The organism is Fulvivirga sediminis (assembly GCF_016757215.1).
Classification (GTDB): domain Bacteria; phylum Bacteroidota; class Bacteroidia; order Cytophagales; family Cyclobacteriaceae; genus Fulvivirga; species Fulvivirga sediminis.
In genome coordinates, this window is record NZ_JAESIY010000004.1 from 375,298 (window position 1) to 402,047 (window position 26,750).

Annotated in this window: 28 protein-coding genes; 23 read left to right on the forward strand and 5 right to left on the reverse strand. The window is 38.8% G+C overall.

Going from position 1 to position 26,750, the window contains the following annotated elements:
- Positions 1 to 9 precede the first annotated feature (9 nt).
- From JL102_RS09350 to JL102_RS09410, 13 genes are all read left to right on the forward strand, one after another.
- Positions 10 to 720, forward strand: coding sequence for a T9SS type A sorting domain-containing protein (locus JL102_RS09350; RefSeq protein ID WP_202244119.1), 711 nt, complete (start codon positions 10 to 12; stop codon positions 718 to 720).
- Between the two features lie 103 nt (positions 721 to 823).
- Positions 824 to 1,636 carry an outer membrane protein assembly factor BamD gene (locus JL102_RS09355; RefSeq protein WP_202244120.1) on the forward strand — a complete coding sequence of 271 codons (813 nt, stop codon included), beginning with the start codon at positions 824 to 826 and terminating at the stop codon, positions 1,634 to 1,636.
- A 25-nt stretch (positions 1,637 to 1,661) separates the two neighbouring features.
- Positions 1,662 to 1,985: a DNA-directed RNA polymerase subunit omega gene (locus JL102_RS09360; protein WP_202244121.1), complete on the forward strand. Its 324-nt coding sequence runs from the start codon at positions 1,662 to 1,664 to the stop codon at positions 1,983 to 1,985.
- A 9-nt stretch (positions 1,986 to 1,994) separates the two neighbouring features.
- A complete protein-coding gene (gene coaBC, locus JL102_RS09365) occupies positions 1,995 to 3,194 on the forward strand; it encodes a bifunctional phosphopantothenoylcysteine decarboxylase/phosphopantothenate--cysteine ligase CoaBC (protein ID WP_202244122.1) in 1,200 nt (399 codons plus the stop codon).
- Entirely contained in the window at positions 3,182 to 4,072 is an 891-nt protein-coding gene (gene porD / locus JL102_RS09370; protein WP_202244123.1) for a type IX secretion system protein PorD, read from the forward strand. The genes coaBC and porD overlap by 13 nt, the downstream gene beginning before the upstream one ends.
- Positions 4,073 to 4,294 carry a hypothetical protein gene (locus JL102_RS09375; protein WP_202244124.1) on the forward strand — a complete coding sequence of 74 codons (222 nt, stop codon included), beginning with the start codon at positions 4,073 to 4,075 and terminating at the stop codon, positions 4,292 to 4,294.
- Positions 4,295 to 5,953, forward strand: coding sequence for a DNA repair protein RecN (gene recN / locus JL102_RS09380; protein WP_202244125.1), 1,659 nt, complete (start codon positions 4,295 to 4,297; stop codon positions 5,951 to 5,953).
- Positions 5,954 to 6,052: 99 nt separating this feature from the next.
- Complete coding sequence (locus JL102_RS09385) at positions 6,053 to 6,958, forward strand: STM4015 family protein (RefSeq protein WP_202244126.1); 906 nt, start codon at positions 6,053 to 6,055, stop codon at positions 6,956 to 6,958.
- A 1-nt stretch (position 6,959) separates the two neighbouring features.
- Entirely contained in the window at positions 6,960 to 8,090 is a 1,131-nt protein-coding gene (locus JL102_RS09390; RefSeq protein WP_202244127.1) for an STM4014 family protein, read from the forward strand.
- A gap of 1 nt (position 8,091) precedes the next feature.
- The gene (locus tag JL102_RS09395; protein WP_202244128.1) at positions 8,092 to 8,748 is read left to right on the forward strand and encodes an HAD family hydrolase; all 657 of its coding nucleotides are present in this window, start codon (positions 8,092 to 8,094) and stop codon (positions 8,746 to 8,748) included.
- Between the two features lie 3 nt (positions 8,749 to 8,751).
- Positions 8,752 to 9,549, forward strand: coding sequence for an STM4013/SEN3800 family hydrolase (locus JL102_RS09400; RefSeq protein ID WP_202244129.1), 798 nt, complete (start codon positions 8,752 to 8,754; stop codon positions 9,547 to 9,549).
- Between the two features lie 24 nt (positions 9,550 to 9,573).
- A complete protein-coding gene (locus JL102_RS09405; RefSeq protein WP_202244130.1) occupies positions 9,574 to 10,911 on the forward strand; it encodes an STM4012 family radical SAM protein in 1,338 nt (445 codons plus the stop codon).
- Positions 10,908 to 11,789 (forward strand): STM4011 family radical SAM protein, encoded by an 882-nt coding sequence (locus tag JL102_RS09410; RefSeq protein ID WP_202244131.1) that lies wholly within the window; start codon positions 10,908 to 10,910, stop codon positions 11,787 to 11,789. The genes JL102_RS09405 and JL102_RS09410 overlap by 4 nt, the downstream gene beginning before the upstream one ends.
- A gap of 37 nt (positions 11,790 to 11,826) precedes the next feature.
- Here the strand turns inward: JL102_RS09410 and JL102_RS09415 are convergent, their stop codons facing one another.
- The gene (locus JL102_RS09415) at positions 11,827 to 12,741 is read right to left on the reverse strand and encodes an NAD(P)/FAD-dependent oxidoreductase (protein ID WP_202244132.1); all 915 of its coding nucleotides are present in this window, start codon (positions 12,739 to 12,741) and stop codon (positions 11,827 to 11,829) included.
- Positions 12,742 to 12,792: 51 nt separating this feature from the next.
- Positions 12,793 to 13,350: a TetR/AcrR family transcriptional regulator gene (locus JL102_RS09420; RefSeq protein WP_202244133.1), complete on the reverse strand. Its 558-nt coding sequence runs from the start codon at positions 13,348 to 13,350 to the stop codon at positions 12,793 to 12,795.
- Between the two features lie 145 nt (positions 13,351 to 13,495).
- On the opposite strand from JL102_RS09420, the gene JL102_RS09425 reads away from it, so the two are divergent.
- The 4 genes from JL102_RS09425 (at position 13,496) to JL102_RS09440 (ending at position 20,243) form a co-directional block, all read left to right on the forward strand.
- Entirely contained in the window at positions 13,496 to 14,941 is a 1,446-nt protein-coding gene (locus tag JL102_RS09425; RefSeq protein WP_202244134.1) for an SLC13 family permease, read from the forward strand.
- Between the two features lie 36 nt (positions 14,942 to 14,977).
- Positions 14,978 to 16,192, forward strand: a complete 1,215-nt coding sequence (dinB, locus tag JL102_RS09430) for a DNA polymerase IV (protein WP_202244135.1) — start codon at positions 14,978 to 14,980, stop codon at positions 16,190 to 16,192.
- 134 nt (positions 16,193 to 16,326) lie between these two features.
- Positions 16,327 to 19,317 (forward strand): DNA polymerase III subunit alpha, encoded by a 2,991-nt coding sequence (locus tag JL102_RS09435; protein WP_202244136.1) that lies wholly within the window; start codon positions 16,327 to 16,329, stop codon positions 19,315 to 19,317.
- Positions 19,318 to 19,427: 110 nt separating this feature from the next.
- Positions 19,428 to 20,243 (forward strand): carbonic anhydrase, encoded by an 816-nt coding sequence (locus JL102_RS09440; protein WP_202244137.1) that lies wholly within the window; start codon positions 19,428 to 19,430, stop codon positions 20,241 to 20,243.
- Positions 20,244 to 20,299: 56 nt separating this feature from the next.
- On the opposite strand, the gene JL102_RS09445 is transcribed toward JL102_RS09440, so the two are convergent.
- Positions 20,300 to 20,836: a hypothetical protein gene (locus JL102_RS09445; protein ID WP_202244138.1), complete on the reverse strand. Its 537-nt coding sequence runs from the start codon at positions 20,834 to 20,836 to the stop codon at positions 20,300 to 20,302.
- A gap of 112 nt (positions 20,837 to 20,948) precedes the next feature.
- A complete protein-coding gene (locus tag JL102_RS09450) occupies positions 20,949 to 21,293 on the reverse strand; it encodes a DUF6249 domain-containing protein (protein ID WP_202244139.1) in 345 nt (114 codons plus the stop codon).
- A 142-nt stretch (positions 21,294 to 21,435) separates the two neighbouring features.
- Here JL102_RS09450 and JL102_RS09455 point away from each other — a divergent pair, with 142 nt between their 5' ends.
- Together JL102_RS09455 and JL102_RS09460 are read left to right on the forward strand one after the other, a co-directional pair.
- A complete protein-coding gene (locus tag JL102_RS09455; protein ID WP_202244140.1) occupies positions 21,436 to 21,993 on the forward strand; it encodes an RNA polymerase sigma factor in 558 nt (185 codons plus the stop codon).
- A 2-nt stretch (positions 21,994 to 21,995) separates the two neighbouring features.
- Entirely contained in the window at positions 21,996 to 22,523 is a 528-nt protein-coding gene (locus JL102_RS09460) for a hypothetical protein (RefSeq protein WP_202244141.1), read from the forward strand.
- Between the two features lie 116 nt (positions 22,524 to 22,639).
- Here JL102_RS09460 and JL102_RS23790 read toward each other — a convergent pair whose 3' ends face one another.
- Positions 22,640 to 22,771 (reverse strand): hypothetical protein, encoded by a 132-nt coding sequence (locus tag JL102_RS23790; RefSeq protein WP_262896852.1) that lies wholly within the window; start codon positions 22,769 to 22,771, stop codon positions 22,640 to 22,642.
- Between the two features lie 210 nt (positions 22,772 to 22,981).
- Between JL102_RS23790 and JL102_RS09465 the strand changes: the two genes are divergently transcribed.
- The 4 genes from JL102_RS09465 to JL102_RS09480 are packed head-to-tail and all read left to right on the forward strand — an operon-like array spanning position 22,982 to position 26,708.
- Complete coding sequence (locus tag JL102_RS09465) at positions 22,982 to 24,079, forward strand: vWA domain-containing protein (protein ID WP_202244142.1); 1,098 nt, start codon at positions 22,982 to 22,984, stop codon at positions 24,077 to 24,079.
- Positions 24,080 to 24,097: 18 nt separating this feature from the next.
- Positions 24,098 to 25,606 (forward strand): sigma 54-interacting transcriptional regulator, encoded by a 1,509-nt coding sequence (locus tag JL102_RS09470; RefSeq protein WP_202244143.1) that lies wholly within the window; start codon positions 24,098 to 24,100, stop codon positions 25,604 to 25,606.
- A gap of 19 nt (positions 25,607 to 25,625) precedes the next feature.
- Complete coding sequence (locus tag JL102_RS09475) at positions 25,626 to 26,279, forward strand: AlbA family DNA-binding domain-containing protein (RefSeq protein ID WP_202244144.1); 654 nt, start codon at positions 25,626 to 25,628, stop codon at positions 26,277 to 26,279.
- Between the two features lie 6 nt (positions 26,280 to 26,285).
- A complete protein-coding gene (locus JL102_RS09480; RefSeq protein WP_237390532.1) occupies positions 26,286 to 26,708 on the forward strand; it encodes a GNAT family N-acetyltransferase in 423 nt (140 codons plus the stop codon).
- Positions 26,709 to 26,750: the final 42 nt, after the last annotated feature.

Below are 26,750 nucleotides of genomic sequence, written 5' to 3' on the forward strand. Positions count from 1 at the left end.
GTATTTAACATGAGAATATATTTATCAATAATTCTGGGCTTCGTAGCCATATGCAGTGCATATGCACAAAGCTTTGAGGTAATTGATAATATTGGAACTTTCAAGGGAGAAATAGGTGAAGACATAACAGCCACTATTCCCTTAAAAAACAACTCCTCCCGACCTATACAAATCATAATTAAAAGGATAGACCAAATAATAGGCACAGGTCAAATCAACTATTTTTGCTGGGGCGATGAATGCTATGACCCCGACACCAATCAAATGCCATTATCCCAGACCCTCTATCCAGGAGAAATAACCAATAAATTTAAAAGCATACTAGTGGGAGGGCTCGCCGAAGGTTTCAGCTCAGTAAAATATTTAATCTTCGACAGCGATAATCCTTCAGATGTCATTGAACATGAGGTAACTTATACCATTGAAGAAGGCACTGAAAAAAAACTCATCTTCAGCTCAAAAGACATAAAAATAACTGATGTTTATCCTAACCCTGTTGAAGATTTTGCCATAATAGAATACAACGTACTCAACATCAATATAAACGCTAAAATACTCATTCACAACGTACTAGGAAGTGTGATAAGTGAATACAAGTTATCATCATTAGAGAATAAAATAAAAATAAAAACTAATGACCTTAACTCAGGCGTATACTTCTACACCTTATACGTGGACAACGATGGGGTAATGACTCACAAACTGATCGTTAAAAAATAATCTCCGCTCACAAACTAAGCCAATTATACTTTCGTTATAAACCTCGGCGACTATACATAATAGCATTGTATATTACAAATTACTAACCTATATTTGCACCCTTATGTTAAAACGGGTATTTTCCAAGAACTTTATCATTGTACTAACCATCCTTTCAATATTCTCTTGTAGCAAATTTCGCAAAATTGAGAAGAGTGAAGACTGGAGAGTGAAGTACGATGCCGCACTAAAGTATTACGAAGACAAAGACTATTACCGCTCAGGAGTGTTATTTGAGCAGGTATTACCTATAGTTAGAGGGCTTCCTGAAGGAGAAGACGTACAGTTTAAGTTTGCATACTGCCAATATTATCAGAACTTCTTCCTATTAGCAGCTCATCACTTCAAAGTATTTTACGAAACCTACGCCAGAAGTAAGTATGCTCAGGAGGCTCAGTATATGCATGCCTATTCATTATATGCGAACTCCCCTGCTTATAATCTAGATCAAACTAGTAGCATGGAAGCGCTTATAGCTATGCAAAACTTCATCAATAAGTATCCTTCTACTAAGTTTAGAGATGATGCTACCGCGGTGATTGATGATATTCAAAGAAAACTAGAGTTAAAAGCTTATGAAAACGCTAAGCTTTACTATAAAATAGAAAAATACAAAGCTGCAGTAGTAGCTTTCGAAACCTTTAAAAATGACTTCCCTGATTCAAAATTTAACGAAGAGGTAGCATATATGAAGTTTATGGCTCAGTATGAACTGGCTGATCGTAGTGTATACTCTAAACAGTTAGAGCGCTATCAAGAGGCCAACACTTATTACCTAGAGTTTATAGACCTTTACCCACAAAGTGAATTTATAAAAGACGCAGAGAAGAAATATGCCAACAGTTTGAAAAAAACTACTGAACTGGCAAAAAAATAATTTAACTAAATTAGAAATAAAAGTTATGGCTATTCAAGCATCAATTGTTACAAGAGATATGGATAAAATTGCCACTCCTACTGGCAATGTATATGAGAGTGTAGCAATCATAGGAAAAAGAGCAAGACAAGTTGCTGTAAATGTAAAGGAAGAGCTTAACAACAAGCTAGCCGAATTTGCCTCTACTGTGGATAATCTTGAGGAAATTTTCGAAAACAGAGAACAAATAGAGATCTCTAAATTCTATGAGAGAATGCCCAAATCCACTAACGTAGCTATTGAAGAGTTCATAGAAGGAAAGGTAACATTCCGTAATAAAGAAACTGAAGAAGGCGGCATAACCCTTTAAATAAGCTACATGCTCCAGGGTAAGAAAATCATACTCGGAATATCCGGAAGCATAGCCGCCTATAAAGCAGCCACACTTACAAGGCTTTTAGTAAAATCAGGAGCAGAGGTGAAGATAATTATTTCTTCCTCTGCTTCTGAGTTTATCACCCCTCTCACTTTAGCCACGCTTTCCAAAAATCCTGTACTTTCTAGTTTCACAAAAAATAGCACTGGTGAGTGGAATAATCATGTAGAGCTGGGTTTATGGGCTGATGCCATGGTAATAGCTCCGGCTAGCGCCAACACTATTGGAAAAATGGCTAACGGGCTATGCGACAACCTGTTACTTGCCACTTACTTATCAGCCAAATGCCCTGTTTTTTTTGCACCTGCAATGGATTTGGATATGTACCTGCACCCTGCTCTACAGGCCAATATGTCCAAACTCTTAGAATATGGGAATAAGATTATAGAAGCACAGCACGGTGAGCTTGCCAGCGGGCTAATAGGAAAGGGCCGCATGGAAGAGCCTGAAAATATAGTAGCCATACTTGAGCAAGAACTTGGAGAAGAACAGCCCTTAAAAGGCAAAAAGGCCTTAGTTACTGCGGGGCCCACTTATGAAGCCATAGACCCTGTTCGCTTTATAGGCAATCACTCTAGTGGCAAAATGGGTTATGCATTAGCTGAAGCTTTGCATACTGCAGGAGCAGAAGTCACGCTTATCTCTGGTCCTACTCACGAGCAGGTATCTTCTAAAGACATACACCTCCAAAGGGTAACCTCTGCAGAAGAAATGCATGACGCCTGTGTTCAAAAATATCCTGAAACTGACATAACTGTACTAGCTGCTGCTGTGGCTGACTATAAGCCAGCACATCAGGCTACTCAAAAAATAAAAAAGAATTCTGATCACCTCTCTATAGACTTGGTAAAAACTTATGATATTGCCAAAGCCTTGGGAAAATTGAAAAAAAATGGTCAGTTTACAGTAGGTTTTGCTCTCGAAACAGAAAATGAAGTGACTAACGCTCAGGAAAAGTTGAAGAGAAAAAACTTCGATTTTATTGTGCTTAACTCCCTTCAGGATCAGGGAGCCGGTTTCGGACACAATACTAATAAAATATCTATAATAGACAGACAAAATAATGTCCGTGATTTTGAGTTAAAAGATAAAAGAAGTGTAGCCCAGGACATTGTCAACACCATTATCGAATGTATCGAATAATAACCATAGCCTTTCTATTTGTTTCTTACCTAAGTGTAGCTCAAGAGCTCAACTGCAAAGTCAGCATTAACTCTGATCAGGTGCAATCCTCTGACAGAAGAATTTTTGATGACATGGAAAATGCATTATCACAGTTTATGAACTCTCGAACCTGGACTGAAGACACGTATGAGAGCTTCGAAAGGATCAAGTGCAACCTCATTATTACCTTACAAAACCCCACTGCCATTGGCAGCTATCAGGCCACTGTGCAGATACAATCAGCTAGGCCTATTTACAACTCAAATTATGAGTCTATAGTGCTTAATTTTGCTGATAGAGACTGGGCTTTTGAATATGTGGACTCTCAGCCTTTAGACTTCAGCGATAATATATATAATTCTAACCTCACCTCCTTGCTGGCTTTTTATGCCTACCTAATTATAGGCATGGATTATGATACCTTCAGCCCAATGGGCGGCACTCCTTACTTCCAAAAAGCCTTAAATGTGGCTACTAATGCTCAGCAGTCTAACAGACCGGGTTGGGATGCCATGGGAAGTACCAGAAACCGATATTGGCTGATCGAGAACCTAACTAACTCCCAGCTTTCTCCCGTAAGGCAAGGGTACTATGATTATCATAGGCAGGCGCTAGATACCTTTGAACAGGACAAAGAACAAAGCCGAAAAAAAATAGTAGAAGTACTAAAAAACATCAGGAAAACACGTACTGCCTACCCAAACTCTATCCTGGTTATTGCTTTTCTGGATGCTAAATCGGATGAACTGATCAATATTTTCAAAGAAGGCAACATACAAACGCGCAGAGAGGCGTTTGATGCACTTTCAAACATAGATCCATCCAAGAGTAGTTCTTACGAACAAATAATCAAATAAATGGCTAAAAGACAACTACGCCTCTCTCCGGACCTCATCTCTGAAAAATGGTCTGAAATTTCTGGTAAAAAAGCTAATATTGTACTAAACAATAGAAGAGTCATCTTTGTAAAGCTGTTAGAAAACTCTACCAACCAAATAAAGGTAGAAGATATGAAGCAGCAAAAACATAAAGTAGACATTCAAGATATATCAGAAATCATTTTAGACATTAAAGCTTAAATGCTCAAACATCTATTAATTAAAAATTACGCTCTTATTCAACATCTGGAGATCGATCCTTCAGAAAACCTGAATATCATTACCGGAGAAACTGGTGCTGGTAAATCTATTATGTTAGGAGCTGTGGGGTTATTGCTTGGCAACAGAGCTGATACCAAATCATTATTAGATGAAAGTAGTAAATGTATAATTGAAGGGCAGTTTGACATCAAGGAATACCAGCTGGAAAAGCTTTTTGATGAAGAAGACCTTGATTATGCTCCTCTTTCCATATTCAGAAGAGAAATAAGCCCTTCAGGCAAGTCGCGTGCTTTTATTAATGACACACCTGTAACCCTGGATATCCTCAAGAAGCTCAGCACCAGGCTCATGGATGTACACTCGCAGCACGAAACCCTACACTTAGGAAAGCACAACTACCAGCTGGCCTTTGTTGATGCCTATGCAGGCACCACACCACTAAGGCAAACCTATAGAAGTAAATTTCAAGCCTATAAAAAGGCGCTTCAAAAACTGGAAGCTTTAAAGAAAGAAAATGCTGAAGTAGGCAAGGAAGCTGACTTTAATAACTTTCTACTCTCTGAGTTGGTAAAAGCTGAACTCAAAGCAGGAGAACAGGAAGAGCTGGAAGCATCATTAGAAGTAATGGAACATGCAGAAGAGATCAAGACCAAGCTCAACGAATCGCTATCCACATTATCTGATGGAGAGTTTGCCGCCATTAGCGGATTACAGCAAGCGAAAATTCTGGTAGGTCAGCTTAAGGCATATGCAAAAACTTACGAATCAATATCTGAAAGACTCGAAAGCACATTTATAGAACTTAAAGACATCATTACCGAGATAGAGAAAGAAGAAGACTCAGTAGAGTTTGATCCTGAGGAGATACAGATCACTCAGGAAAGGCTAAGTCTTATTTACTCTCTACAACAAAAGCACCAGGTAAGTAGCATAAGCGAGTTATTAGAAATACAGGCTGATTTAGAAACTAAAGCTAACAGATTTAATAACCTTGATGAGGACATACAAAATGCTGAGGCTGAGGCAAAACAACATCAAGAAGCAGCACAGAAGGACGCTGAAACCTTAAGCCAAAAGAGGCAAAAAGTGTTTACTGCGCTGGAGAAAGAGCTTAAGAGCTTATTGGGCCAGGTAGGTATTCCTGATGCTTCGATCAATATAACTAATGAATTAGTAGCACTGGGAGATCATGGCATAGATCAGATTAATATTCTATTCAGTGCCAACAAAGGTATAGCTCCACAAGAGCTATCTAAATCTGCTTCAGGAGGTGAATTTTCAAGACTTATGTTTTGTGTAAAATACATCCTGGCTGATAAAATTTCTATGCCTACCATCATTTTTGATGAAATAGATACGGGAGTTTCTGGTGAAATAGCTCTCAAGCTAGGAGATATGATGAAAAGAATGGCAGAGAACCATCAGGTGATTACCATTAGCCACTTGCCTCAGGTAGCCGCTAAAGGCAGCAAGCACTATTTTGTTTTTAAAGATAATACTTCTGACAAGGCCATTAGTAAAATAAAAGCATTAGATGAGCAGGAAAGGATATCTGAAATAGCAAAAATGATAGGTGGGGATAAACCTTCTGAAACGGCTTTCCAAAGCGCACGCGAATTACTTCAGGTAACTCAATAAAATAAGACTTATTAAAGTCCTTCTCACTTTTTCTTTTTCATAAATATCAGGATATTAGCCATATATTTATTTTGAAACAGAAGAAATCAGAAAGCAATAATGATTAGTGAAAATGCATCATCATTCAATAACAAGCCTGTTGTTGATTTTGAAGGAACAATTAGCCCAGACAAAGCCTATCGTATTCGTATAGATTATGATAGTGAAGTAACTTTTGGCTCATTGATAAAGCAGTTTTGTGAAGACCCGAATGCTCAGCAAGTAGAAGAAATCATATTAGGTAACTGGTTTGGAGATGTATCAGAGCCAGAAGAGTCTAATTTCCCAGTTGATGCTTTAGTAGAAAATAAAGACAAATTACCTAACCTTAAATACATCTTTCTTGGAGATATTACTTATGAAGAATGTGAAATCTCCTGGATAGAAAACGCTGATGTAAACCCAATATTTAAAGCTTACCCTCATCTAAAGTACTTCAAAGTTAGGGGTGGAAATGGCCTTTCTTTTGGAGAATTAAAGCATGATGCTTTAGAAACTCTGATAGTAGAAACCGGAGGGCTGGGTGCTGACACCATTGATGAGTTAGCCAAAGCTGAGCTTCCTAACCTTAAGCATTTTGAGATCTGGACGGGCGATGAAAATTATGGCTGGAATGGTAATGTTAACACCTTTAAGCCGTTTTTATCCCAAGAAAAATTCCCTAAACTTGAGTATTTAGGATTATGTGATTGTGATATCACTGATCAAATAGCAGTGGCCCTAAAAGACGCTTCAGTACTTGATATTATCTCTACTTTGGATTTATCCAGAGGTACGCTGGGAGATGAAGGTGCTGCCGCTTTACTAGCCAACAAAAAAATAGAGAACCTTAAGTTTTTGAATCTCAGATTCCACTATATGTCTTCTCAAATGACTGAAAAAATCAGTGCACTTCCTGTAGAGGTTAATGTAGGTGACCAGCAAGAGGAAGAAGAGTATGGTAGATATGTAGAAGTAAGCGAATAAAATGCAACTGGTACTCATCGGCAATCCTGAAAACCGACGAAGCCAGTATTTAAAGGAGGCAGTAAACCAAAAGTTACTGCCTCCTTTGCTCATAATCTCCTATCAGAGTCTTTTAGAAAATCCTAATATACTGCATAGTCTCCCCTCTCACGGATGGCTTAAAATAGACTCTCCCGGAGAAAATTTTAAGGTTTATCAAAAGATATTAGCTTTGGCTCCTGACGAGAGCAAGTATAATTACGTTCCTGCCGACGAAGCGCTTCTGCTTCCATATGACGAAGGACGCATCTATTATAGTCAACAATGGTACGCTGGTTTTAAAATATTGCTCCATAAAATAGAGCTAGTGCTAAAAGATAAGCCTGGCTTGAAGCTAGTAAATTCCATTGATAGCATCTCTTTATTTTTTGATAAGATTGCCTCTAAACATATACTGACTAAAAATAGTATTGCAACCCCAGCGTTTTTAAATGAAATACAGCATTATGACCACCTGCATCAAATACTGGAACAAAAAAACAGTCATCAGGTATTTATAAAACTAGCGCATGGCTCCAGCGGCTCAGGGGTTTTGGCTTACCGAAAAAATAAAAAAGGCCAAGAGATGCTCACTACTTCCGTAGAATTGGTGAATAAAGGAGGTAGTGCTAAGCTCTACAATTCATTAAAAATAAGGAGATATACTGACTATAATGAAATCAGAACTATAATAAACATCTTAGCTAAAGAACGCATTTATGCAGAGCAGTGGATTCCCAAAGCCAGCCAGTCTGGTGGTTTTTTCGACTTACGCTGCGTCACCATTGGTGGCGAGCCTACACATATGGTTATGAGGCAAAGCCGCTCCCCTATCACCAATTTGCACCTGGGTAATGCCAGAGGCGATCTTAGCAGCCTCAAAAAAAATATGAGTGATGAACAATGGAAGAAAATAATGGCTTTAGCCAGAAAAACAGCTCATACTTTTAATAATACCAGGCTAATAGGGTTAGATATTTTGCTCCCACCTAAACTGGATAAACCCATGATTATAGAAGCCAATGCTTTTGGTGACTTACTACCTCGTATTTTACATGGAAATGAAAATACTTATGAAGCCACGGTAAGCTATTTGTTACAAGAAAAAAAATAGAATGACGCATACTCAAGCTATAATATTCGACTTAGATAACACTTTAATCAATAGAAATAGTGCCTTTCAGGCATGTATAAAGGATTACTTCTTGGCAAACGACTTCGATGAATCTTCTATTGATTGGGAAGAAGTAATGATTCACGATCAGGAGGGGCATGCTGACCGGCTCGCCTTCTGTGATTGGCTTATTCAAACACACCACCTCAATACTACTCAAGAGGTACTTTGGCAATATATTAAATCGAATATTGCCAGCTATATTAGTCCTGACCCTAAAATTATTGAGCTATTAGCACTTCTCTCCTCCTCTTTCTCTTTAAAGCTACTGACCAATGGCGGAACTAAAAATCAGCAACAAAAACTTATTAACGCGGAATTAAAACCGTTTTTTAGAGATACTGACATTTATATTTCTGAAGCTACAGGATATTCAAAACCCGGCTTACAGGGATTCGAAAATGTACTAAATGACCTACATTTGCCTGCAGAAAAAGTGATGATGGTGGGAGATCAATTATATATAGATCTGTATCCGGCCAAAAAGCTGGCGATGCAAGTCTGCTGGATTCATAACCAGTCACATAGCTCAACACCACCTTTTGTTGATCTAAGAGTAAGCCACCCCATAGAATTAAAAGAATATTTTAAAGTCTAACGCATGTTTGAGGGAACGGATATAGTGGGTAAAAAATCGATAGTGCTGATAACGCTGGATACCTTGCGCTATGATGTAGCTCAGCAACTATTTTTAGATGGAGAAACGCCTAATCTGGCTAAGATGCTCCCTGCTTCAGGCTGGGAAAAAAGACATGCTCCCGGGAGCTTTACCTACGCTTCTCACCATGCCTTCTTTGCCGGCTTTCTACCCACACCTGCGGACAATCCTAAAGCTCCACGCCTATTTGCGGCCAAATTTGCAGGTAGTGAAACAGCCACAAAAGGCACCTATGTTTTTGAAACTTCTAATATTGTTAAAGGACTTGAAGAAGTAGGCTATCACACTATTTGTATAGGGGGAGTTGGCTTTTTTAACAAGCAAACGGCACTGAGTCGGCAGTTTCCTGGCATGTTTCAGAAGAGCCACTGGCAGCCAAGCTTTGGGGTTACTGATCCTGAATCTACTGAAAATCAGTTTGAAAAAGCCGCTGATTGCCTTTCTGGCTTAAGTGACGATCAGCATTTTTTCTTGTTTATCAATATCTCTGCCATTCACCAGCCTAACCATTTTTATTTAACCGATACTGAAGAAGATACCAGAGCCTCTCATGCAGCGGCTTTAAAATATGTAGACAGCCAACTGCCGCTCCTTTTTGCATCATTAAAGCAAAAAGGAGAAACTTTTTGTATTTTCTGTTCTGACCATGGCACCACTTATGGAGAAGAAGGTTATTCCGGCCACAGGTTGGCGCATAAGCACGTATGGGAAGTCCCTTATGCAGAGTTTTTAGTGAAGTAGAATAAAGAGGCAAAATAAAAATATATGCTTTCAACAAAGAGTTTAAAAGAAAGAATAGCAACAGCAGACTATTTTCAGGGATATGCTTACTCCTATCCTCATAAAACGGCTTATCGGGCTTTTAAGAAGCCATATTCGATGCAAGAAGTATGGCAAAATGAGGATAAATCGGCCTTGTTTTTATATTTACATGTACCCTTTTGCGAAATGCGCTGTGGGTTCTGCAACCTTTTTACTGTTGCCAATCCTAAAGAAGGCCTTTATAATCCGTTTATAGAACAGCTGAAAATCCAGTCAGAAGTAACCGCCCAGGCCCTGGGAGACTTCAAAGTAGCCCGAGCAGCTTTAGGCGGCGGCACCCCCACCTACCTAAGCTTGGAGGAATTAGAAGCCCTTTTTTCTATTCTTAAAAATGACTGGAATCTAGCACCAGAACAGATTCCGACTATGGTAGAAGCCTCTCCTAAAACATTAACGGAAGAGAAAATGGCCTTTTTAAAAGAAGCTGGCGTAACTCGGCTCAGCATGGGTGTACAGAGCTTTATTGAAGAAGAAACAAAAGCCCTGGGGCGCCCGCAAAACCCCAAAGATTTGATGCATGCCATTGAATTATTACAGAGATTCAACTTCCCTATCACTAACCTCGACCTTATTTACGGAGTACAAAACCAAACTCCAGATAGCTGGAAGTACTCATTAGAGACCACGGTCAGTTATCAACCTGAAGAAATTTTCCTATACCCTCTTTACGTAAGACCTTTAACCGGCTTAGGCAAAAAAAGCAGCCATCAGGAGTGGACTGACTTCAGAATCAGGCTATATCGCATTGGCCGTGATTACCTGCTGGCTAATGGCTATGAGCAAAAAAGCATGCGCCTTTTCAAAAGAAAAAATAGCGTACTTGCGGATCAGCCTGCATATCATGCTCAGGAAAATGGAATGGTAGGCCTTGGTGTAGGCGCCCGGTCATATACTAAAAACCTGCATTACAGCTCTGAATATGCCGTGGGCAGCAAAAGCATAAAGCCTATCATTCAGAACTTTAATCAAATGACAGCTCAGGATTTTAATCAGGTACCCTATGGTGTCATTTTGAATGATGAAGAACAAAAAAGGCGATATATCATCAAGTCATTATGCGAAGGGTCAGGCCTTTCTTATGCCAGATATCAGGCCTTTTTCAACTCAAAAGTCATGAGCGACTTCCCTGAATTAGCTCAGCTTTTTGATCTTGGTTTCTGTCAGGATAATGATACAGGCACCTATTTAAATGAAGAAGGGCATGAACACGAAGACATCATAGGACCGTGGCTTTATTCTGAAAATACTATTCAAAAATCTGAATCCTTTTCTTTAGTATGAGTAAGCGCTGGTCCATTTTATACCGAGGCTCTCTTTCCAGCTGCAATTATGGCTGCGACTATTGCCCTTTTGCTAAAACTAAAAATACCAGAGAAGAACTCGCTCAAGACAAAGCTGAGCTAGACCGCTTTACGCAATGGGCCATCAACAGAAAAGAGAAGATAGGCATATTATTTACCCCTTGGGGCGAAGGGCTCATTCGTAAGCACTACCAGCAGGCTATGACTGAGCTGAGCTGGGCTAAAAACATAAGCAAAGTAGCTATACAAACGAACCTAAGCTGCCCTACCCAATGGATGGAAAAAGTAAACAAAGAGACTTTTGCACTGTGGGCTACTTACCATCCTACTCAGATCAGTCTGGAGAAATTTGCAAAGAAATGCATAGAACTTGAGGCCATGAATATACGCTATAGTGTAGGCTTCGTGGGTTTTAAAGAAGACCTGGATATGATGGAAAAACTACGGTCTTTGCTCCCCAACTCTGTTTACTTATGGGTAAATGCTAACAAAAAAGATCCTAATTATTATGCTGAAGAAGATTTTTTAAGAATAGAGCGCACTGATCCGTATTTCCGAACCAATACGGTATACCATAAAAGTGCGGGAGAAGCATGTATGGCCGGGCATTCTGTTTTTTCTGTAGACGGAGAAGGGAACATGACCCGATGCCATTTCATAAAGCAGCGCATAGGTAATATTTATGATGCTGATTTTGAAGATTCGCTTTATCAAAGACCGTGCAGCAACAATACTTGTGGCTGCCATATAGGCTATGTGCATATGGACAAGCTAAAGCAATATAATCTATATGGAGAAGGAGTGTTAGAAAGAATTCCTGACCAATGGAATTATGAAAACATAAAAGCAGATGCCTGAAGCTTAATCTGATAATTTCAGGCATCTGCCTAATCTATCATTTTGAGTATCTCTCAGCAATGATTTCTTTACTAATGAAAGCCCCGGCAACATTACCCGCAGCCACAGCATTAGCCACCGAACGCATGGGGCTACTATTATCTCCAGCTGCAAATACTCCGGTCACACTAGTTTGTTTGAAATCATTTACTTCAATATGGCCGCCCTCAGAAAAATTACAACTGAGCATTTCTGGAATAGTAGATTGCTGCTCCATAGGTAAAGCTGCATACAGAGCTTCTAGCTCCACAGTCTGTCCATCTGCCAACTGCAAATGCTGAAGCTTACCATCATGATGTACCAACTCAGTTATTTCTGTATCAACAATGGCAATATTATTTTCTTTAAGCTTTTGAATGCCCTCTTCTGGCAGGTCAGGGGTGCCATTGGTAAACAACGTGAGCTCACCCGCCCAATGGTTGATAAAAAGAGCATGCTCAATAGCCTTCTCCCCATTCATAAAAAGACCTGTTTTACTTCCTTTATACTCATAACCATGGCAATACGGACAATGAATTACTGAAATCCCCCAGCAATCTTTAAAGCCCTTGATTTCTGGCATTAAATCTTTCATTCCGGAAGCTATTACCAGCTTACTTGAGTTATATACTCTCCCTTTTTCTGTGGTAATTTCAAAACCCGTTTCTATCTTCCTTCCTGAAACAGCCATGTCTTCTTGAAAAGAAATCGTATCATACTTTAAAACCTGGTTACGGGCTAGCTGTGATATTTCCGCAGGAGGCGTGCCATCATGAGTGATAAAGTTATGTGAATAGGGGGTTTGTCTATTGCAAGGTTTGCCTGCATCTATAATCAAAGTACGCATAGATGCCCTGCCCAAACTCATGGCAGCAGAAAGCCCGGCGTAGCTGCCTCCGATGATTATTACATCGTATATATTTTCATTTTTCATAATAGTTATTTTTAAATGTCTCAAAAATGAGACATTTTCATACAAATTTTTTTATTTCAGAATAGCCCTCCTTAAAGAATGCCAGGCCTGTTTTTTTACGCTATAGTATTCCATGTTCTTAATCTTCAATGAATTAACTGCAGTATTTACTATCCCATTAAACAAAACAGATACCCAATCTAGTGTAAGGTTTTCGCTGAGCCTATCCTCTTCTTTAAGTTTCTGAATCACTCTCATAATCCGACTGAAGGTACTATCATATTGCCTACATTCTTCATCATTGCTAGAATGCTGATGGTCATGCTGGTTATGCAGCTTATATAGAAAAGCATATTTTTCACCACAGCTCACAGCTGCATAGAGCATATTCTCCAGCTTCACCAGAGGCTCATCAGAACTTCGCTCCGCTTCCTCCATTCCTTGTCTACACCGAAGCTGCATTTCATTCATACAGGCATGTAGCAGTTCTTCTCTATCCCTGAAATACCGATGCAGTGTTCTACGCGTAACCCCCGCATGGGTGGCCACCTTCTCCAGAGGAGCTGAAAAATCTTCATTAAAAATGAAAATTGCCGCATCTATGATATTTTGTTTGGTGTCCGTTCCCATAAGCTTGATGCAAAGATAACAAAATGTCTCACTTATGAGACATTTTGTTAAAGCATTTTAATCCCTCCACCTACAATAAAACATGCATTATTTTAACAAAATGTCGTTATTTACTGTATCATCATCAGGTATGTAAGTTAATCTCATGAAAAAAATACGTCTGCTATTTCTTGTACTAGGTCCTTTATTATTTTCTATACTGTTACTCTGCCAAAACTCTACCTACCTCACTCCTGAAATATGGAGAGTGTTAGCCGTGGCTATATGGATGGTATCTTGGTGGATATCAGAAGCTACACCTATAGCTGTTACGGCTTTGCTTCCGCTGATTTTACTTCCTATGCTAAGCATTTTCTCCATAAGCGAATCCACCGCGCCCTATGCCAGCTCCATAATTTTTCTTTTTATGGGTGGTTTTATGATAGCCTTGGCCATGGAAAAGCACAACCTACACCTAAGGATAGCACTCAATCTGGTAAAAATAACTGGCACCAGTGGCAATGGTATTATTCTTGGTTTTATGCTAGCCACCGCCATACTCAGCATGTGGATCAGCAATACCGCCACTGCTGTAATGATGCTACCTGTAGCCTCTTCTGTAGTTAATCTGTTAGGAGAGAGTAACCTTAAAATGGGTGATTCTCAGAAAAAATTCGCCTTATCGCTTATGCTTATTATTGCCTATTCGGCTAACATAGGAGGCACTATTACCCTCATTGGCACCCCTCCTAATGTAGTGATGACAGGCTATCTAAACGAAATTTTGCATTATCAAATGGCATTCAGCCAATGGTTTATCATAGGCCTCCCTACAGGTATTGGACTGCTGTTAGTCACTTACTTACTCATCACCAGAGTATTGTATCCCAACAACCTTAAAAAGATTGAAGGATCAGAAGTACTCATAAAAAACAAGCTGGCAGAGCTAGGAAAAATCTCTAAAGAAGAAAAAATGGTGCTTTCCATATTTGCCCTTACGGCCCTGGGCTGGATATTTAAAAATCAAATCAACAACTTAATAGGCACACCTCTGCTATCTGATACTATAACCGCTATGATCGGTGGTCTGCTCATGTTCATTGTTCCTTCTGACATAAAAAAAGCTGGTTTTCTTCTTAAATGGGACGACACCAAAAAGCTTCCCTGGGGAATACTCATACTCTTTGGCGGCGGTATGTGCCTAGCGAGAGGACTAGAAAAGGTAGGCATAATAGAAGCTGTTGGCAATTATATGAGTAGCTACAAAGATCTGAATCACTTTATCCTAATAGGCATCACCACAGGAATGGTACTTTTCCTTACAGAAATAATGAGTAATGTGGCGTTGATTACCATTTTCATACCTGTAGCCATAGGCATTGCTCAAGGCTTAGGCATTAACCCGTTACTACTGGTAGTACCTTCTACCCTAGCCTCTAGCTGCGCTTTTATGATGCCCATTTCCACACCTCCAAATGCCATTGTATTTGCTAGCGGTCATATAAAAATGAAAGAGATGATAAAGGCAGGGATCCTTATCAATGTTTTCGCCATTATCTTCCTTACTCTTATTACCTATATTTTTATAAACGCATATTTTTCACCTACTTAAGTTAGTAAATACTAAAATATTTAGTAATATTGTATTATGGTTTCACGATCAATATTACACCTGGATTTAGACACTTTTTTTGTGTCTTGCGAGAGACTGTTAGACAGTCGGCTCAACAATAAGCCCATACTCATAGGTGGTGTAACTGATCGTGGAGTAGTGGCCTCTTGCAGTTATGAAGCCAGGCAGTTTGGCATTCATTCTGCCATGCCCATGAAGCTGGCTCGCGAGCTATGCCCTGAAGCCATAGTAATCAAAGGTAACTCTGCCACGTATAGCGCTAAATCAAACGAGGTGACTGAAATCATAAGAGGTGAGGTACCACTATTTGAAAAAACTTCTATCGATGAGTTCTATGTAGACATGTCGGGCATGGATCGTTTTTTTGGTAATTATAAAATGGCCAGCGAGTTACGATCAAAAATTATAGACAACACTGGCCTGCCTATTTCTTTCGGGCTTTCCCAAAATAAGACCGTATCAAAAATAGCTACAGGAGAAGCCAAACCCAACAATCAGATAAAAATAGATTATGGCTTAGAAAAGCATTTCCTGGCTCCTCTTTCTGTAAAAAAAATACCCATGATAGGCGATAAAACCTATATCGCACTATGCAATCTGGGAATAAAACACATACACACCATTCAGGAAACTCCTATAGAGCTCATGGAAAAAGCTTTTGGGAAAAATGGCATTACTATGTGGAAAAAGGCCAATGGCATAGATCCCTCTCCGGTAATTCCTTACTCCGAAAGAAAATCTATCTCCACAGAGCGAACCTTTGACAGGGACACCATAGATGTGGTAAAGCTAAAAGCCATTATGCTGGCTATGGCCGAAAACCTGGCTTTCCAGCTGAGACGAGGGCAGAAACTCACCGCTTGTGTTACGGTAAAAATCCGATATTCAGATTTTAACACCTACACCCTGCAGTCAAAAATACCTTATACTTCTGCTGATCATGTACTTATCCCAAAAGTATTAGAACTATTTAACCGGGCTTATGACAAAAGGCTGCTAGTAAGACTCATTGGTGTGAAGTTTAGCCATTTAGTTAACGGCACTTACCAGATCAACCTATTTGAAGACTCTTTAGAAATGATCAGTCTGTACCAGGCTATGGATAAGATCAGAGATAAACACGGAGACCGAACCGTAATAAGAGCGGCAGGTATAGAAGCAAAGACCATAAGTAGGTTTAACCCCTTCAATGGAGACGCACCACCGCTACTCCCCAACCGGAGGTCTTAATTCACTTTTGAGTAATAAGCTTTCATTTTAGCAATTATTAGTGGCGAGTTTTTAGTAGTGAGTCATGAACATTTACTATTCATCAGCTCCCAACTACCATTTTTTACCAACTGTATACTCAAAGCTATTCCTTAATGTACCTCAATACACATACCTATTACAGCTTTAAATATGGCACTATGTCTTGCGAAGAGCTACTCATAGAAGCTCAAAAAAATGGAATAGACAGCTTAGTGCTTACCGACATCAATTCCACTGCCGCATGTCTGAATTTTGTAAGACTATCTATCAAGCATAACATTGAGCCCATATTAGGCATCGATTTTAGAAACGGCGTAGAGCAGCAGTTCATAGGAATAGCTAAAAATAATCAAGGGTACTTCGAGCTTAACTGCTTTTTATCTGGATTTCTACACTCTGGCGATCCTATACCCGCAAAAGCACCTTACTTCAACCATGCTTTTATCATTTACCCTTTCAATAAATATGATGGCAGGAAACTCAAAAAAAATGAATTCATAGGTGTTCCTCCTGAATATATCAACAAACTAAAGTTCTCTGCTCATGCACATCTGATTCAGGAAAAAATGGTGATTCTACAAACCGTCACTTTCCGCAATAAGAAAGATTTCAATGCTCACCGTCTACTCAGAGCTATAGATAAAAACACCCTTCTCAGCAAGCTCTCCAAAGCAGAAGAAGGCAGCTTCAACCATAAAATGCTTCCTAAAAAAGAGCTTATCAAATTATATGCTGATTGCCCTTCCATCGTAAAAAACACCGAAAAGCTGCTCAACAGCTGCACCATACATTTCGACTTTGGAGATGAACAAGACCACAAAAACCAAAAAAACTATACACACTCTGAGCATGAAGATTTTAAAAAAATATGTAAGCTATGCTATAAAGGCTTAAAGTATAGGTATTCTGAAATAACTGAAGCTATTAAGGTCAGACTAAAAACAGAGCTCAAGGTAATTAGAGAGAAACGCTTTATTGCGTATTTCCTTATCAATTGGGACATCGTGAGCTATGCTCGCAGACAGGGCTTCTTTTATGTAGGTCGGGGCAGCGGTGCTAATAGTATAGTAGCTTATCTGCTTAGAATTACCGATGTAGACCCTATAGACCTGGATTTGTATTTTGAACGCTTCATTAACCTTTACAGGAAAAATCCACCAGACTTTGACATTGATTTTTCATGGACTGATCGTGAAGACATCACGGCCTACATTTTCAGGAGATTCAAAAATGCAGCCTTGCTTGCTACGTACAGTACTTTCCAGCTCAGGGCCGTAATCAGAGAGCTAGGTAAAGTATTTGGCCTACCTGCCCATGAAATTGAAAACATAGCAGAGGGCAACCCCAAACAAGACTACTACTCACAGCTGGTTATAAAATATAGCCATTTGATTCAAGGTTTTCCCAGCCACCTGAGCATACACGCCGGAGGTATTCTGATTTCAGAGAAGCATATTCATTATTTCTCAGCCACAAACTTACCTCCCAAAGGCTATCCTACCACCCACTTTGATATGGTTATAGCTGAAGATGTAGGGCTTTATAAATTTGATATACTCAGCCAACGCGGATTGGGAAAGATTAAAGACACTCTATCCCTTGTAAAAAAAAATAAGCCCGAAGAGCCTGATATCGACATCCATGATTTAAACCGATTCAAAAAAGATGAAGCAGTAAAATCACTGCTCCGTCAAGGTAAAGCTATAGGTTGCTTTTATGTAGAATCTCCCGCTATGCGCATGCTTCTAAAAAAGCTGGAAGCCGATGACTACTTAGGGTTGGTGGCGGCCAGCTCCATCATCAGACCAGGGGTAGCTAAGTCAGGCATGATGCGCGAATACATACTTAGATTCAAAAATCCGGAAAGAAGAAAAGAGGCTCACCCCACCCTTTTAAAAATTATGCCTGAGACTTATGGAGTAATGGTATATCAGGAAGATGTAATAAAAGTAGCCCACTACTTCGCTGGCCTTACGCTGGCCGAAGCCGATGTGCTAAGAAGAGGGATGTCTGGAAAGTTCAGGTCTCGTGATGAATTTCAGAAAGCCAAAGACCAATACTTTTTTAACTGCAAAGCCAAAGGCTATACCTATGCCGACAGCGCAGAAATATGGAGACAAATAGAAAGCTTTGCCGGATACGCTTTTTCCAAAGGCCACTCTGCCTCTTACGCTGTAGAGAGCTACCAGAGCCTATTTTTAAAAGCACATTACCCACTGGAATATATGGTAGCCACCATCAATAATTTTGGTGGTTTTTACAGAACAGAGCTCTATGTACATGAAGCACGAATGCATGGCGCAGAGATACTTGCGCCTTGCGCTAACTCCAGCGATGCTATGACAAGAATATATGGCAAAAAAATATACATAGGCCTCGCTTTCATTAAAGATCTTGACCAAAAAACCATAGCACAAATACTTAAAGTAAGGAAAGCCTACGGAGCCTATAGCTCTCTGCCTGACTTTGTTAAAAAAATACCATTATCACTAGATCAGGCCTCCTTACTTATCAAAGCCGGAGTCTTTAATTTCACCAAAAAGAATAAAAAAGAACTCCTTTGGGAAGCCCATTTTCTGCTAGCTAATGTAAAAAAAGCTTCACCCATGCCCAAGTTATTCGAGGTAGAAACAAAGCACTTAGCCATTCCTGACATACCTCCTCCTCACACCTTAGAAACCGCTTTTGACGAAATGGAGCTTTTAGGATTCCCTTTGTGCAATCCTTTTGATTTGCTAAAAAACAGGCCTTCTCACTTTTTTAGAGTGCTTGATTTTCCCAACAACCTGAATAAGACTATCACTATTTATGGTTATCTGGTAGCCATTAAAAACACCCGCACCTCTAAAAATGACAGGATGAACTTCGGAACGTTTTTAGATGTAAGCGGCCAATTTATTGACACTGTCCACTTTCCCCAATCATCTAGCCAGTGGCCCTTCAGAGGACGCGGCATATACGCTATTACAGGAAAAGTGGTAGAGGAGTTCGGTTTTTTTAGCTTAGAAGTAACAGAGATGATAAAAGAGCCTTTTATTGATGACCCCAGGTACAGCGAAGAAAGTGGAAAATTAGCCATCAAGAGAAAAACAATGAGACAGTAGTTTGAGAATTAAAACAATCCAAAATCATATGACCGTAAGCCCTATAACATCAAAATAACATTGACTATCAATGGTATTTTAAATATCTTATAGAAAGCAACTATAATGATATGAAAGAGATCAAAATTTCCATCGTAGTATTATTATCCATTTTTTTAACCGCCTGCACCTCTAAGAATAATAAAGAAGCCGATGAATCGCAGACAGAAGTAAGTGAATTGCAGAAAGATGAGCCCTCAGTACCTGATAAGCAATGGACATACAAAGGAGAAACCGGACCGGACCACTGGGCAGAAATTGATACCAATTACTGCGACGGCAAAGCCCAATCACCTATAGACATAATAGATGCTGTTGTCAGTGAAGATATTACACCAATAGACATCCACTATAATAATGCAACAAAAATTCATGACGTTACCAATAATGGCCACTCTATACAGTACAACTTCTCAGAAGGAGACTACATTAACGTAGAAGGTAAAAAGTATAGCTTGAAGCAATTTCACTTTCATGAACCAGCAGAGCACACTATTAAAGGCGTTCGTTACCCTATAGTCCTCCATTTGGCACATATGTCTGCGGACAATGAATATGCCGTGATAGCCTTACTTGGTGAAGAAAAATCAAGCAATAACCCAGTATTTGAGTTTTTGAATAGCTATCTACCTCTTCAAGTAGACGAAAAAAAAGAAATAAATGAGTCCTTTAACATGAACTCCATTTTTCCTGAAGATAAAAGTTATTTTACATACACCGGCTCACTTACCACACCCCCGTGTACAGAGAACGTAAAATGGTTTGTAATGCAGCAGGCTCTGCCGGTTTCTAATGAACTTATCAGCACACTTCAAGAGATAATGCCTATTAATAATTACAGAAAGACCCAACCTCTAAATGGCAGAACTATCTGGGCTTCTAATTAGCTTTCTAAAGAGCTAAACAAAAGAGTTGAAGGAGATTACCGAGGCAAAATTCTACTCTACTGCATCCTCACCACAAAAGTCTTAGAAATTCTTTCATAGAGGCCATTATCACTTGTCTTGTAATATGTATCCACTTCTTCTCCTATCTTATTATAAAAATTAAATGACTTAGGGTGACTACTACTTATCAGAATTTCACGAAAGCCCTGATCATAGTAATAAGGCATTATAACTGACTTTAACCAATAACTACCATACCCCTTTCCTTTTTCAATAATGTGAAAATACTTTAGCAATATCGTATTTTTAGCATCGGCTTTATCAACCCTTAGCTTATTGAGATCGCCCCCTACAATAGTTACTACACCTTTAATATCTCCATCCTTTTCTATAGTATGTATTTCGTACCATATCCCTTCCAGGTTTTTAAGGCTTTCTATATAATTAATGGCATGATACAGCTCATTGTAATCATCCCAACTGTTTTCTAATTTCCAATTCACATATTTCCCGATAGGAGAAAACAGCCTGCTATCAAAAGCTTTGTAGATTACAAAATTCTCTCCTTCATCTCCTGTTCCTATTATTTTCATCAATGTACTTCTTATTTTAAGCCAGAGTTTTATTAATATTTTCTAGCTTAAAAATACGAAAACCCCAGACTATTGACCCGGTTTAGGCTGGGGCTTACATAGCTAGCAAATATTATTTATCCTTATTCCTTTTCTCTTCTATGAGGTAAGAAACGAATAAACCAATGCCCCCAAAAAGAAATAACATAGAGAGGTAAGCCACCGGAGGCCTAAAGCCAGCAAACTCCCGCAACAGTTCTCCCACAAGAATACCACAGCCTATCCCCACCAAAAAGAAACCAAGGCGCAGCGATAAATTATTTTGATCTAAGCCGCCTCCTGCCAACCATTCTGACCTGTTTATTCCTTTTTCTATCAAAGCCATACGCTCATTATTGGTATACTTTCTTAAAAAGATAATAACCAGCACTATGCCTATTACTGCCAAAATGGGAACTGATAAAGCTAAAATTTGCATATTATTTTGAGTTTTATTTGCCGGTTGGACTTCAGTTATGAATAAGAGGTTACAACTTGATTCTATTTTTTTTAAAATAAAATTTTATAAAAAAACACGACATACCTTGTAACTTGATGATCTTTATCTGCGTCAAAAGCCCGTGCATAAGCAAAATGACAGTATTCTTGTAAATCGTATTATCAAAGGCGAACAGCACCTTTTCAATATTTTAATTGACAGGCATAAAAAATATGCCTTTAATATTGCTCTTAAGATATTGGATAACGCAGAGGATGCTGAAGAAGTGGCCCATGATAGCTTCATCAAGGCTTACAAGAACCTGCATAAGTTTAATCAAGAGTCAAAATTTTCTACTTGGCTATATCGCATTACATTTAACACATCTATCACCGTCAAACGAAAACAACATAGTAAGAACGAAGAAATTGATGATTCCAAACATAACTTCCAGCAAGCTGAAGTCAATTTGCTAGAAAAAAAGGATCAGAAACACTACATTGAACTTGCTTTAAAAAAGCTGCCAGATGTAGATCAAACTATAATTTCGTTATTTTATTTAAAGGAATTCTCTCTTGAAGAAATTGCCGATATTACGAAAATGGAAGCTAATAATGTAAAAGTAAGGCTGCACAGAGCTAGAAAAAAGATGGCAACAGAAATGAAAAATATTTTAAAAGGAGAAGCATTAAATTTATAGTTATGAAGGAGCCTGCCAAAATATCAGACGAACTACTTTTAGATTATATAGACGGCAACCTAAGCCATACTGACAGGTTAATAATAGAAGAGGCCTGCAAGCATAGCCCTTGGAAAGAGCGTCTTAAGGAACTCTCTTTACTAAACTCTTCATTACTATCGCTCCATGAAACCTGGTCAGAGCCTGATGAGGCCTTCAATGTCGGCATTATGAAAAACATTTACGCTTATGACATGGCGCCAAAAATCAGCCGTAAATATATAATACTATTATCCGCTTTGCTCTTCACTTGCATTATTGGATGTATCAGCCTGCCCAGCTTACCTGCTAGCTACATCAATCAGCTCCCTACCATTCAATATTACATTAACCAATTGAACATAAGCGCATTACAAAACTCCCTCAGTATTAACATTCAATTCGTTATAGAAGGATCATTATTTGTCTGTGCGTTACTATCATTAATACTGATTGACAGAATAATTTTAAAACCATTTTTCTTAAAAAGAAAAACTGACAGTATGCATTAGCAACTGACATTTTCCCAAAAAAGGAAATTAATTTCTATATTGAGTATGTCTAAAAAAAAATGGCAGCCATTAGCTCCCATTTTTTTCATTTATAACTATTTAAACTATTTTCAAGTTTATATATGTTGCTCATTTACGGTTTGGTGCTCATTATCAGTAGTTTGCTTTGCGTAAGTAGCACAAGTATAAGAGCTACAAGAAGAAGCAAGGAAGCCCAATGCTACTACAAATAGTAAGAATTTTTTCATCTTTAAATATGGTTAGAGTTTTTGTTAATTAATAATACTTAACTAATTCGCAAAAAGAGTACCAGAAGATATAACTCTTATGATTTATGACCGTTGTATTTAAGTGTGATTAAGCTCTTAATAGGCCAGTATAACGAAACATAGTGAACAGATTTTCTTTTGAATTCGTTTTGAACTTAATCTTAACTGTTTAAATTTCTACGTCTAATTATGTTAGGTACACGATTCACTAAATATATACCCTCTCCCGATCAAAGCAAATCAGATTTTGACAAGCTCATGGATATATTTCTTCAGCTAGTCACCATGACCGGAGGAGATGTAGCCGAAGCTTTAGCCTGGCTGAGTAATCTTGACAAGCAGTATAACATTACCAGCGATGGATATGGCATGGGTGATTTTATCGAAGACCTTAAAGACAAAGGTTATCTTACGGATAAAACACCTGATGGTTCATTTGAAATTACAGCCAAAAGCGAGCAGAAGATAAGATCAGATGCTTTAGAGGAAATATTCGGCAAGCTAAAAAAATCAGGAAAAGGCGATCATAAAACACATTTCAGCGGCCAGGGAGATGAGCAAACTACTGATAGAAGGAACTATCAATTTGGGGATAAGCTAGAGCAGCTCTCCATGACTGATTCTTTACGGAATGCTCAAATCAACCATGGTCTGGATAGCTTCATGATGACCGAGAATGATCTTGAAGTGGTAGAAAATGAATACAAAACCCAGACTTCTACCGTGCTCATGATCGACATCTCTCACTCTATGATTTTGTATGGAGAAGACAGAATTACTCCAGCCAAAAAAGTAGCCATGGCTCTGGCGGAGCTAATTACAAGAAAATACAAGAAAGACACCTTAGACATCATTGTATTTGGAAATGATGCCTGGCAGATAGATATTAAAGATCTGCCTTATTTACAAGTAGGCCCTTACCATACAAACACTGTAGCTGGCTTGGAGCTGGCCATGGATCTGCTAAGAAGGCGCAGAAACCCTAACAAGCAAATCTTTATGATTACAGATGGTAAACCTACCTGCCTAAAGCAAGGCATAAAATATTACAAAAATAGTTTTGGTATAGATAGTAAGATCTTAAACAAAACACTAAACCTGGCCAAGCAGTGCAGGAAGCTTCAAATTCCGGTTACTACTTTTATGATTGCTTCAGACCCTTACCTGAAAGAATTTGTAAAAGAATTCACTCAGGTAAATAATGGAAATGCTTATTACAGCAGTCTACAAGGACTTGGCCACCTCATATTTGAAGATTACAAACGAAACAGAAGAAAGAAACTTTAACAAAGGGAATACATATTTATGGAATCTACTCAACTGAAGGAAGTGAAGACCCTGGGCGCCTTAAAAGCTACAGGGTATACCAGTAAACCCGTAAAACAAGAGTTGCGTGATAACTTAATACAAAAAATAAAAAATAAGGAAAATGTATTTGAAGGCATATGGGGTTATGAAGACACCGTAATACCTGATATGGAAAGAGCAATACTTTCCATGCATGACATTAACCTACTAGGACTTCGTGGGCAAGCCAAAACACGCATGGCTCGCATGATGGTTTATCTACTAGACGAATACATCCCCGTAATAGAAGGTTCTGAAATGAATGATGATCCTTTTAATCCTATTTCTCGATATGGTATAGACACTATTGCTGAAAAAGGTGACAACACGCCCATAAGCTGGCTACACCGAGAGGAAAGGTATAGTGAAAAGCTGGCCACTCCAGATGTATCTATTGCAGACCTGATAGGTGACGTAGATCCCATAAAAGCGGCCACTTTAAAACTTCCTTATTCTGACGAAAGAGTAATACATTTCGGCTTAATACCCCGATCTCATAGAGGTATATTTGTGATTAATGAAATCCCTGATCTTCAGGCAAGAATACAGGTAGCTCTCTTTAATATTTTGCAAGAAGGCGATATTCAAATCAGAGGATTCAAGGTAAGAATGCCACTAGACATTCAGTTTGTTTTCACTGCTAACCCTGAAGACTACACCAACAGAGGAAGTATAGTAACACCACTAAAAGATAGAATTGATAGCCAAATCATCACTCACTATCCTAAAGACATTACTATAGGCCGAAAAATTACAGAGCAAGAGGCAAATGTAAAACCAGAACAGACTGAACTTGTAGAAGTAAATGAGATTAGCAAAGACCTGATTGAGCAAATAGCTTTTGTAGCTCGTGATAGTGAATATGTAGACAGCAAAAGTGGTGTTTCTGCCAGGCTCACTATTTCAGCTTTTGAAAACCTGCTTAGCGCAGCAGAAAGACGTGCTTTATACAACGGAGAAAAAACACAAATAAGAGTTTCTGATCTATATGGAGCTGTTCCTTCTATAACCGGCAAAGTAGAGCTGGTGTATGAAGGAGAGCAAGAAGGCGCTGGCATAGTAGCCCGAAACCTGGTAGGTAAAGCCATAAGAACTCAGTTTGTACAGTACTTCCCTGATCCTGATAAAATCAGAAAGCAAAAGGGAGAAAACCCTTATAAAACCATAACAGACTGGTTTGGAGATAACCATGAAGTAGATTTGCTTAATGATTTCAGTAATAAGGAACATAAAAAGGCATTAAAAGACATACCAGGATTAGAGAAATTAATAGATCAGTATCATAAAAAAGAAAGTACTGCTACTAAGCTCTTTCTAATGGAGTTTGCCTTGCATGGACTAGCAGAATATAGCATGTTGAGCAGACATGAGCTGGTAAAAGGGCTGCAATTTAAAGACTTACTTAGCGGTATGTTTACCATGCCTGGTCCTGGTGATGAGGACGAAGAAGACGGTAACCATTTTTAACTGTTAATGATGAGCAACAATGGAACTCTCAGAGGTAAAAAGGCTCATCAGGCATGGGGAAAATGCCACGATTGAGTTTAAGACTAAAATACGACATCCTGAGAAGGTGGTAAAAGAATTAGTGGCCTTTGCTAATACAGCAGGAGGCCACCTTTTTATTGGAGTGCATGATGATGGTAGCTTGGCTGGAGTAAAATATCCTGAGGATGAGATTTTTGCCTTAGACAGAGCCATTGAAAAATATTGCAAACCAGCTTTCGAATATTCTATATATACGGTAGACCTTACAGAAGACTCTTACATAGTAGTATACAAAGTACCTCCAAGCGATAATAGGGCGCATTGCGTGGTAAACAAGGAACTGCTGCATGGCAGGCAGGCCTTTGTAAGAGTGGCTGATAGAAGTATAAAAGCCAGCAAGCATGTAAAAGAAATACTGGATAGACAACGGAAAAACAAAAGTATTCAATTTAGTTTCGGAGAAAAAGAAAAGCTTCTCATGACCTATTTAGAAGACCATGAAACCATAACCGTCAACCAGTTTAAGACCATTTCAGGAAGAAATTATTATCAGGCTTCCAGAACATTAATACTGATGGTTTTGGCCAATGTGCTAGAAATTCATCCTAGTGAAAAGGAAGACTTTTACACTTTGAAGGGAGTTGCTGTTTAAATCCTTATGAAAAAATTGAACATAAAAATTTCACAAATCAATTATGATCAAACCTGGCCTCTAAGACATAAAGTAATGTGGCCAGATAAACCTTTAGATTACATCAAACTAGAAAATGATGAATCAGGCCTGCATTATGGCTTGTTTGTAGGTGGAGAGCTGACGTCTGTAGTCTCATTGTTTATAAACGATGGCATTGGCCAGTTTAGGAAATTTGCCACTGAGGAAAAAGAACAAGGCAAGGGATACGGATCACGCCTCCTAAACTTTCTATTTAAGGAAGCTCAAAAACAAAACCTAAAAGAAGTATGGTGCAATGCGCGAGTAGACAAAGCACCTTTCTATCAAAAATTTGGAATGCAAACTACTGATAAACAGTTTAATAAAGGTGGGATTAACTATGTCATTATGAACCGAAATATTAAGTAATCTTTACCCTTTCCCCTCTTCTTATATCATTACAAAAAATCC

What these genes read in the sequence shown, in the direction of transcription:
- JL102_RS09350 (WP_202244119.1), top strand. Translation starts at nt 10, where the DNA reads ATGAGAATATATTTATCAATAATTCTGGGCTTCGTAGCCATATGCAGT.
- JL102_RS09355 (WP_202244120.1), top strand. Translation starts at nt 824, where the DNA reads ATGTTAAAACGGGTATTTTCCAAGAACTTTATCATTGTACTAACCATC.
- JL102_RS09360 (WP_202244121.1), top strand. Translation starts at nt 1,662, where the DNA reads ATGGCTATTCAAGCATCAATTGTTACAAGAGATATGGATAAAATTGCC.
- coaBC (WP_202244122.1), top strand. Translation starts at nt 1,995, where the DNA reads ATGCTCCAGGGTAAGAAAATCATACTCGGAATATCCGGAAGCATAGCC.
- porD (WP_202244123.1), top strand. Translation starts at nt 3,182, where the DNA reads ATGTATCGAATAATAACCATAGCCTTTCTATTTGTTTCTTACCTAAGT.
- JL102_RS09375 (WP_202244124.1), top strand. Translation starts at nt 4,073, where the DNA reads ATGGCTAAAAGACAACTACGCCTCTCTCCGGACCTCATCTCTGAAAAA.
- recN (WP_202244125.1), top strand. Translation starts at nt 4,295, where the DNA reads ATGCTCAAACATCTATTAATTAAAAATTACGCTCTTATTCAACATCTG.
- JL102_RS09385 (WP_202244126.1), top strand. Translation starts at nt 6,053, where the DNA reads ATGATTAGTGAAAATGCATCATCATTCAATAACAAGCCTGTTGTTGAT.
- JL102_RS09390 (WP_202244127.1), top strand. Translation starts at nt 6,960, where the DNA reads ATGCAACTGGTACTCATCGGCAATCCTGAAAACCGACGAAGCCAGTAT.
- JL102_RS09395 (WP_202244128.1), top strand. Translation starts at nt 8,092, where the DNA reads ATGACGCATACTCAAGCTATAATATTCGACTTAGATAACACTTTAATC.
- JL102_RS09400 (WP_202244129.1), top strand. Translation starts at nt 8,752, where the DNA reads ATGTTTGAGGGAACGGATATAGTGGGTAAAAAATCGATAGTGCTGATA.
- JL102_RS09405 (WP_202244130.1), top strand. Translation starts at nt 9,574, where the DNA reads ATGCTTTCAACAAAGAGTTTAAAAGAAAGAATAGCAACAGCAGACTAT.
- JL102_RS09410 (WP_202244131.1), top strand. Translation starts at nt 10,908, where the DNA reads ATGAGTAAGCGCTGGTCCATTTTATACCGAGGCTCTCTTTCCAGCTGC.
- JL102_RS09415 (WP_202244132.1), bottom strand. Translation starts at nt 12,741, where the DNA reads ATGAAAAATGAAAATATATACGATGTAATAATCATCGGAGGCAGCTAC.
- JL102_RS09420 (WP_202244133.1), bottom strand. Translation starts at nt 13,350, where the DNA reads ATGGGAACGGACACCAAACAAAATATCATAGATGCGGCAATTTTCATT.
- JL102_RS09425 (WP_202244134.1), top strand. Translation starts at nt 13,496, where the DNA reads ATGAAAAAAATACGTCTGCTATTTCTTGTACTAGGTCCTTTATTATTT.
- dinB (WP_202244135.1), top strand. Translation starts at nt 14,978, where the DNA reads ATGGTTTCACGATCAATATTACACCTGGATTTAGACACTTTTTTTGTG.
- JL102_RS09435 (WP_202244136.1), top strand. Translation starts at nt 16,327, where the DNA reads ATGTACCTCAATACACATACCTATTACAGCTTTAAATATGGCACTATG.
- JL102_RS09440 (WP_202244137.1), top strand. Translation starts at nt 19,428, where the DNA reads ATGAAAGAGATCAAAATTTCCATCGTAGTATTATTATCCATTTTTTTA.
- JL102_RS09445 (WP_202244138.1), bottom strand. Translation starts at nt 20,836, where the DNA reads ATGAAAATAATAGGAACAGGAGATGAAGGAGAGAATTTTGTAATCTAC.
- JL102_RS09450 (WP_202244139.1), bottom strand. Translation starts at nt 21,293, where the DNA reads ATGCAAATTTTAGCTTTATCAGTTCCCATTTTGGCAGTAATAGGCATA.
- JL102_RS09460 (WP_202244141.1), top strand. Translation starts at nt 21,996, where the DNA reads ATGAAGGAGCCTGCCAAAATATCAGACGAACTACTTTTAGATTATATA.
- JL102_RS23790 (WP_262896852.1), bottom strand. Translation starts at nt 22,771, where the DNA reads ATGAAAAAATTCTTACTATTTGTAGTAGCATTGGGCTTCCTTGCTTCT.
- JL102_RS09465 (WP_202244142.1), top strand. Translation starts at nt 22,982, where the DNA reads ATGTTAGGTACACGATTCACTAAATATATACCCTCTCCCGATCAAAGC.
- JL102_RS09470 (WP_202244143.1), top strand. Translation starts at nt 24,098, where the DNA reads ATGGAATCTACTCAACTGAAGGAAGTGAAGACCCTGGGCGCCTTAAAA.
- JL102_RS09475 (WP_202244144.1), top strand. Translation starts at nt 25,626, where the DNA reads ATGGAACTCTCAGAGGTAAAAAGGCTCATCAGGCATGGGGAAAATGCC.
- JL102_RS09480 (WP_237390532.1), top strand. Translation starts at nt 26,286, where the DNA reads ATGAAAAAATTGAACATAAAAATTTCACAAATCAATTATGATCAAACC.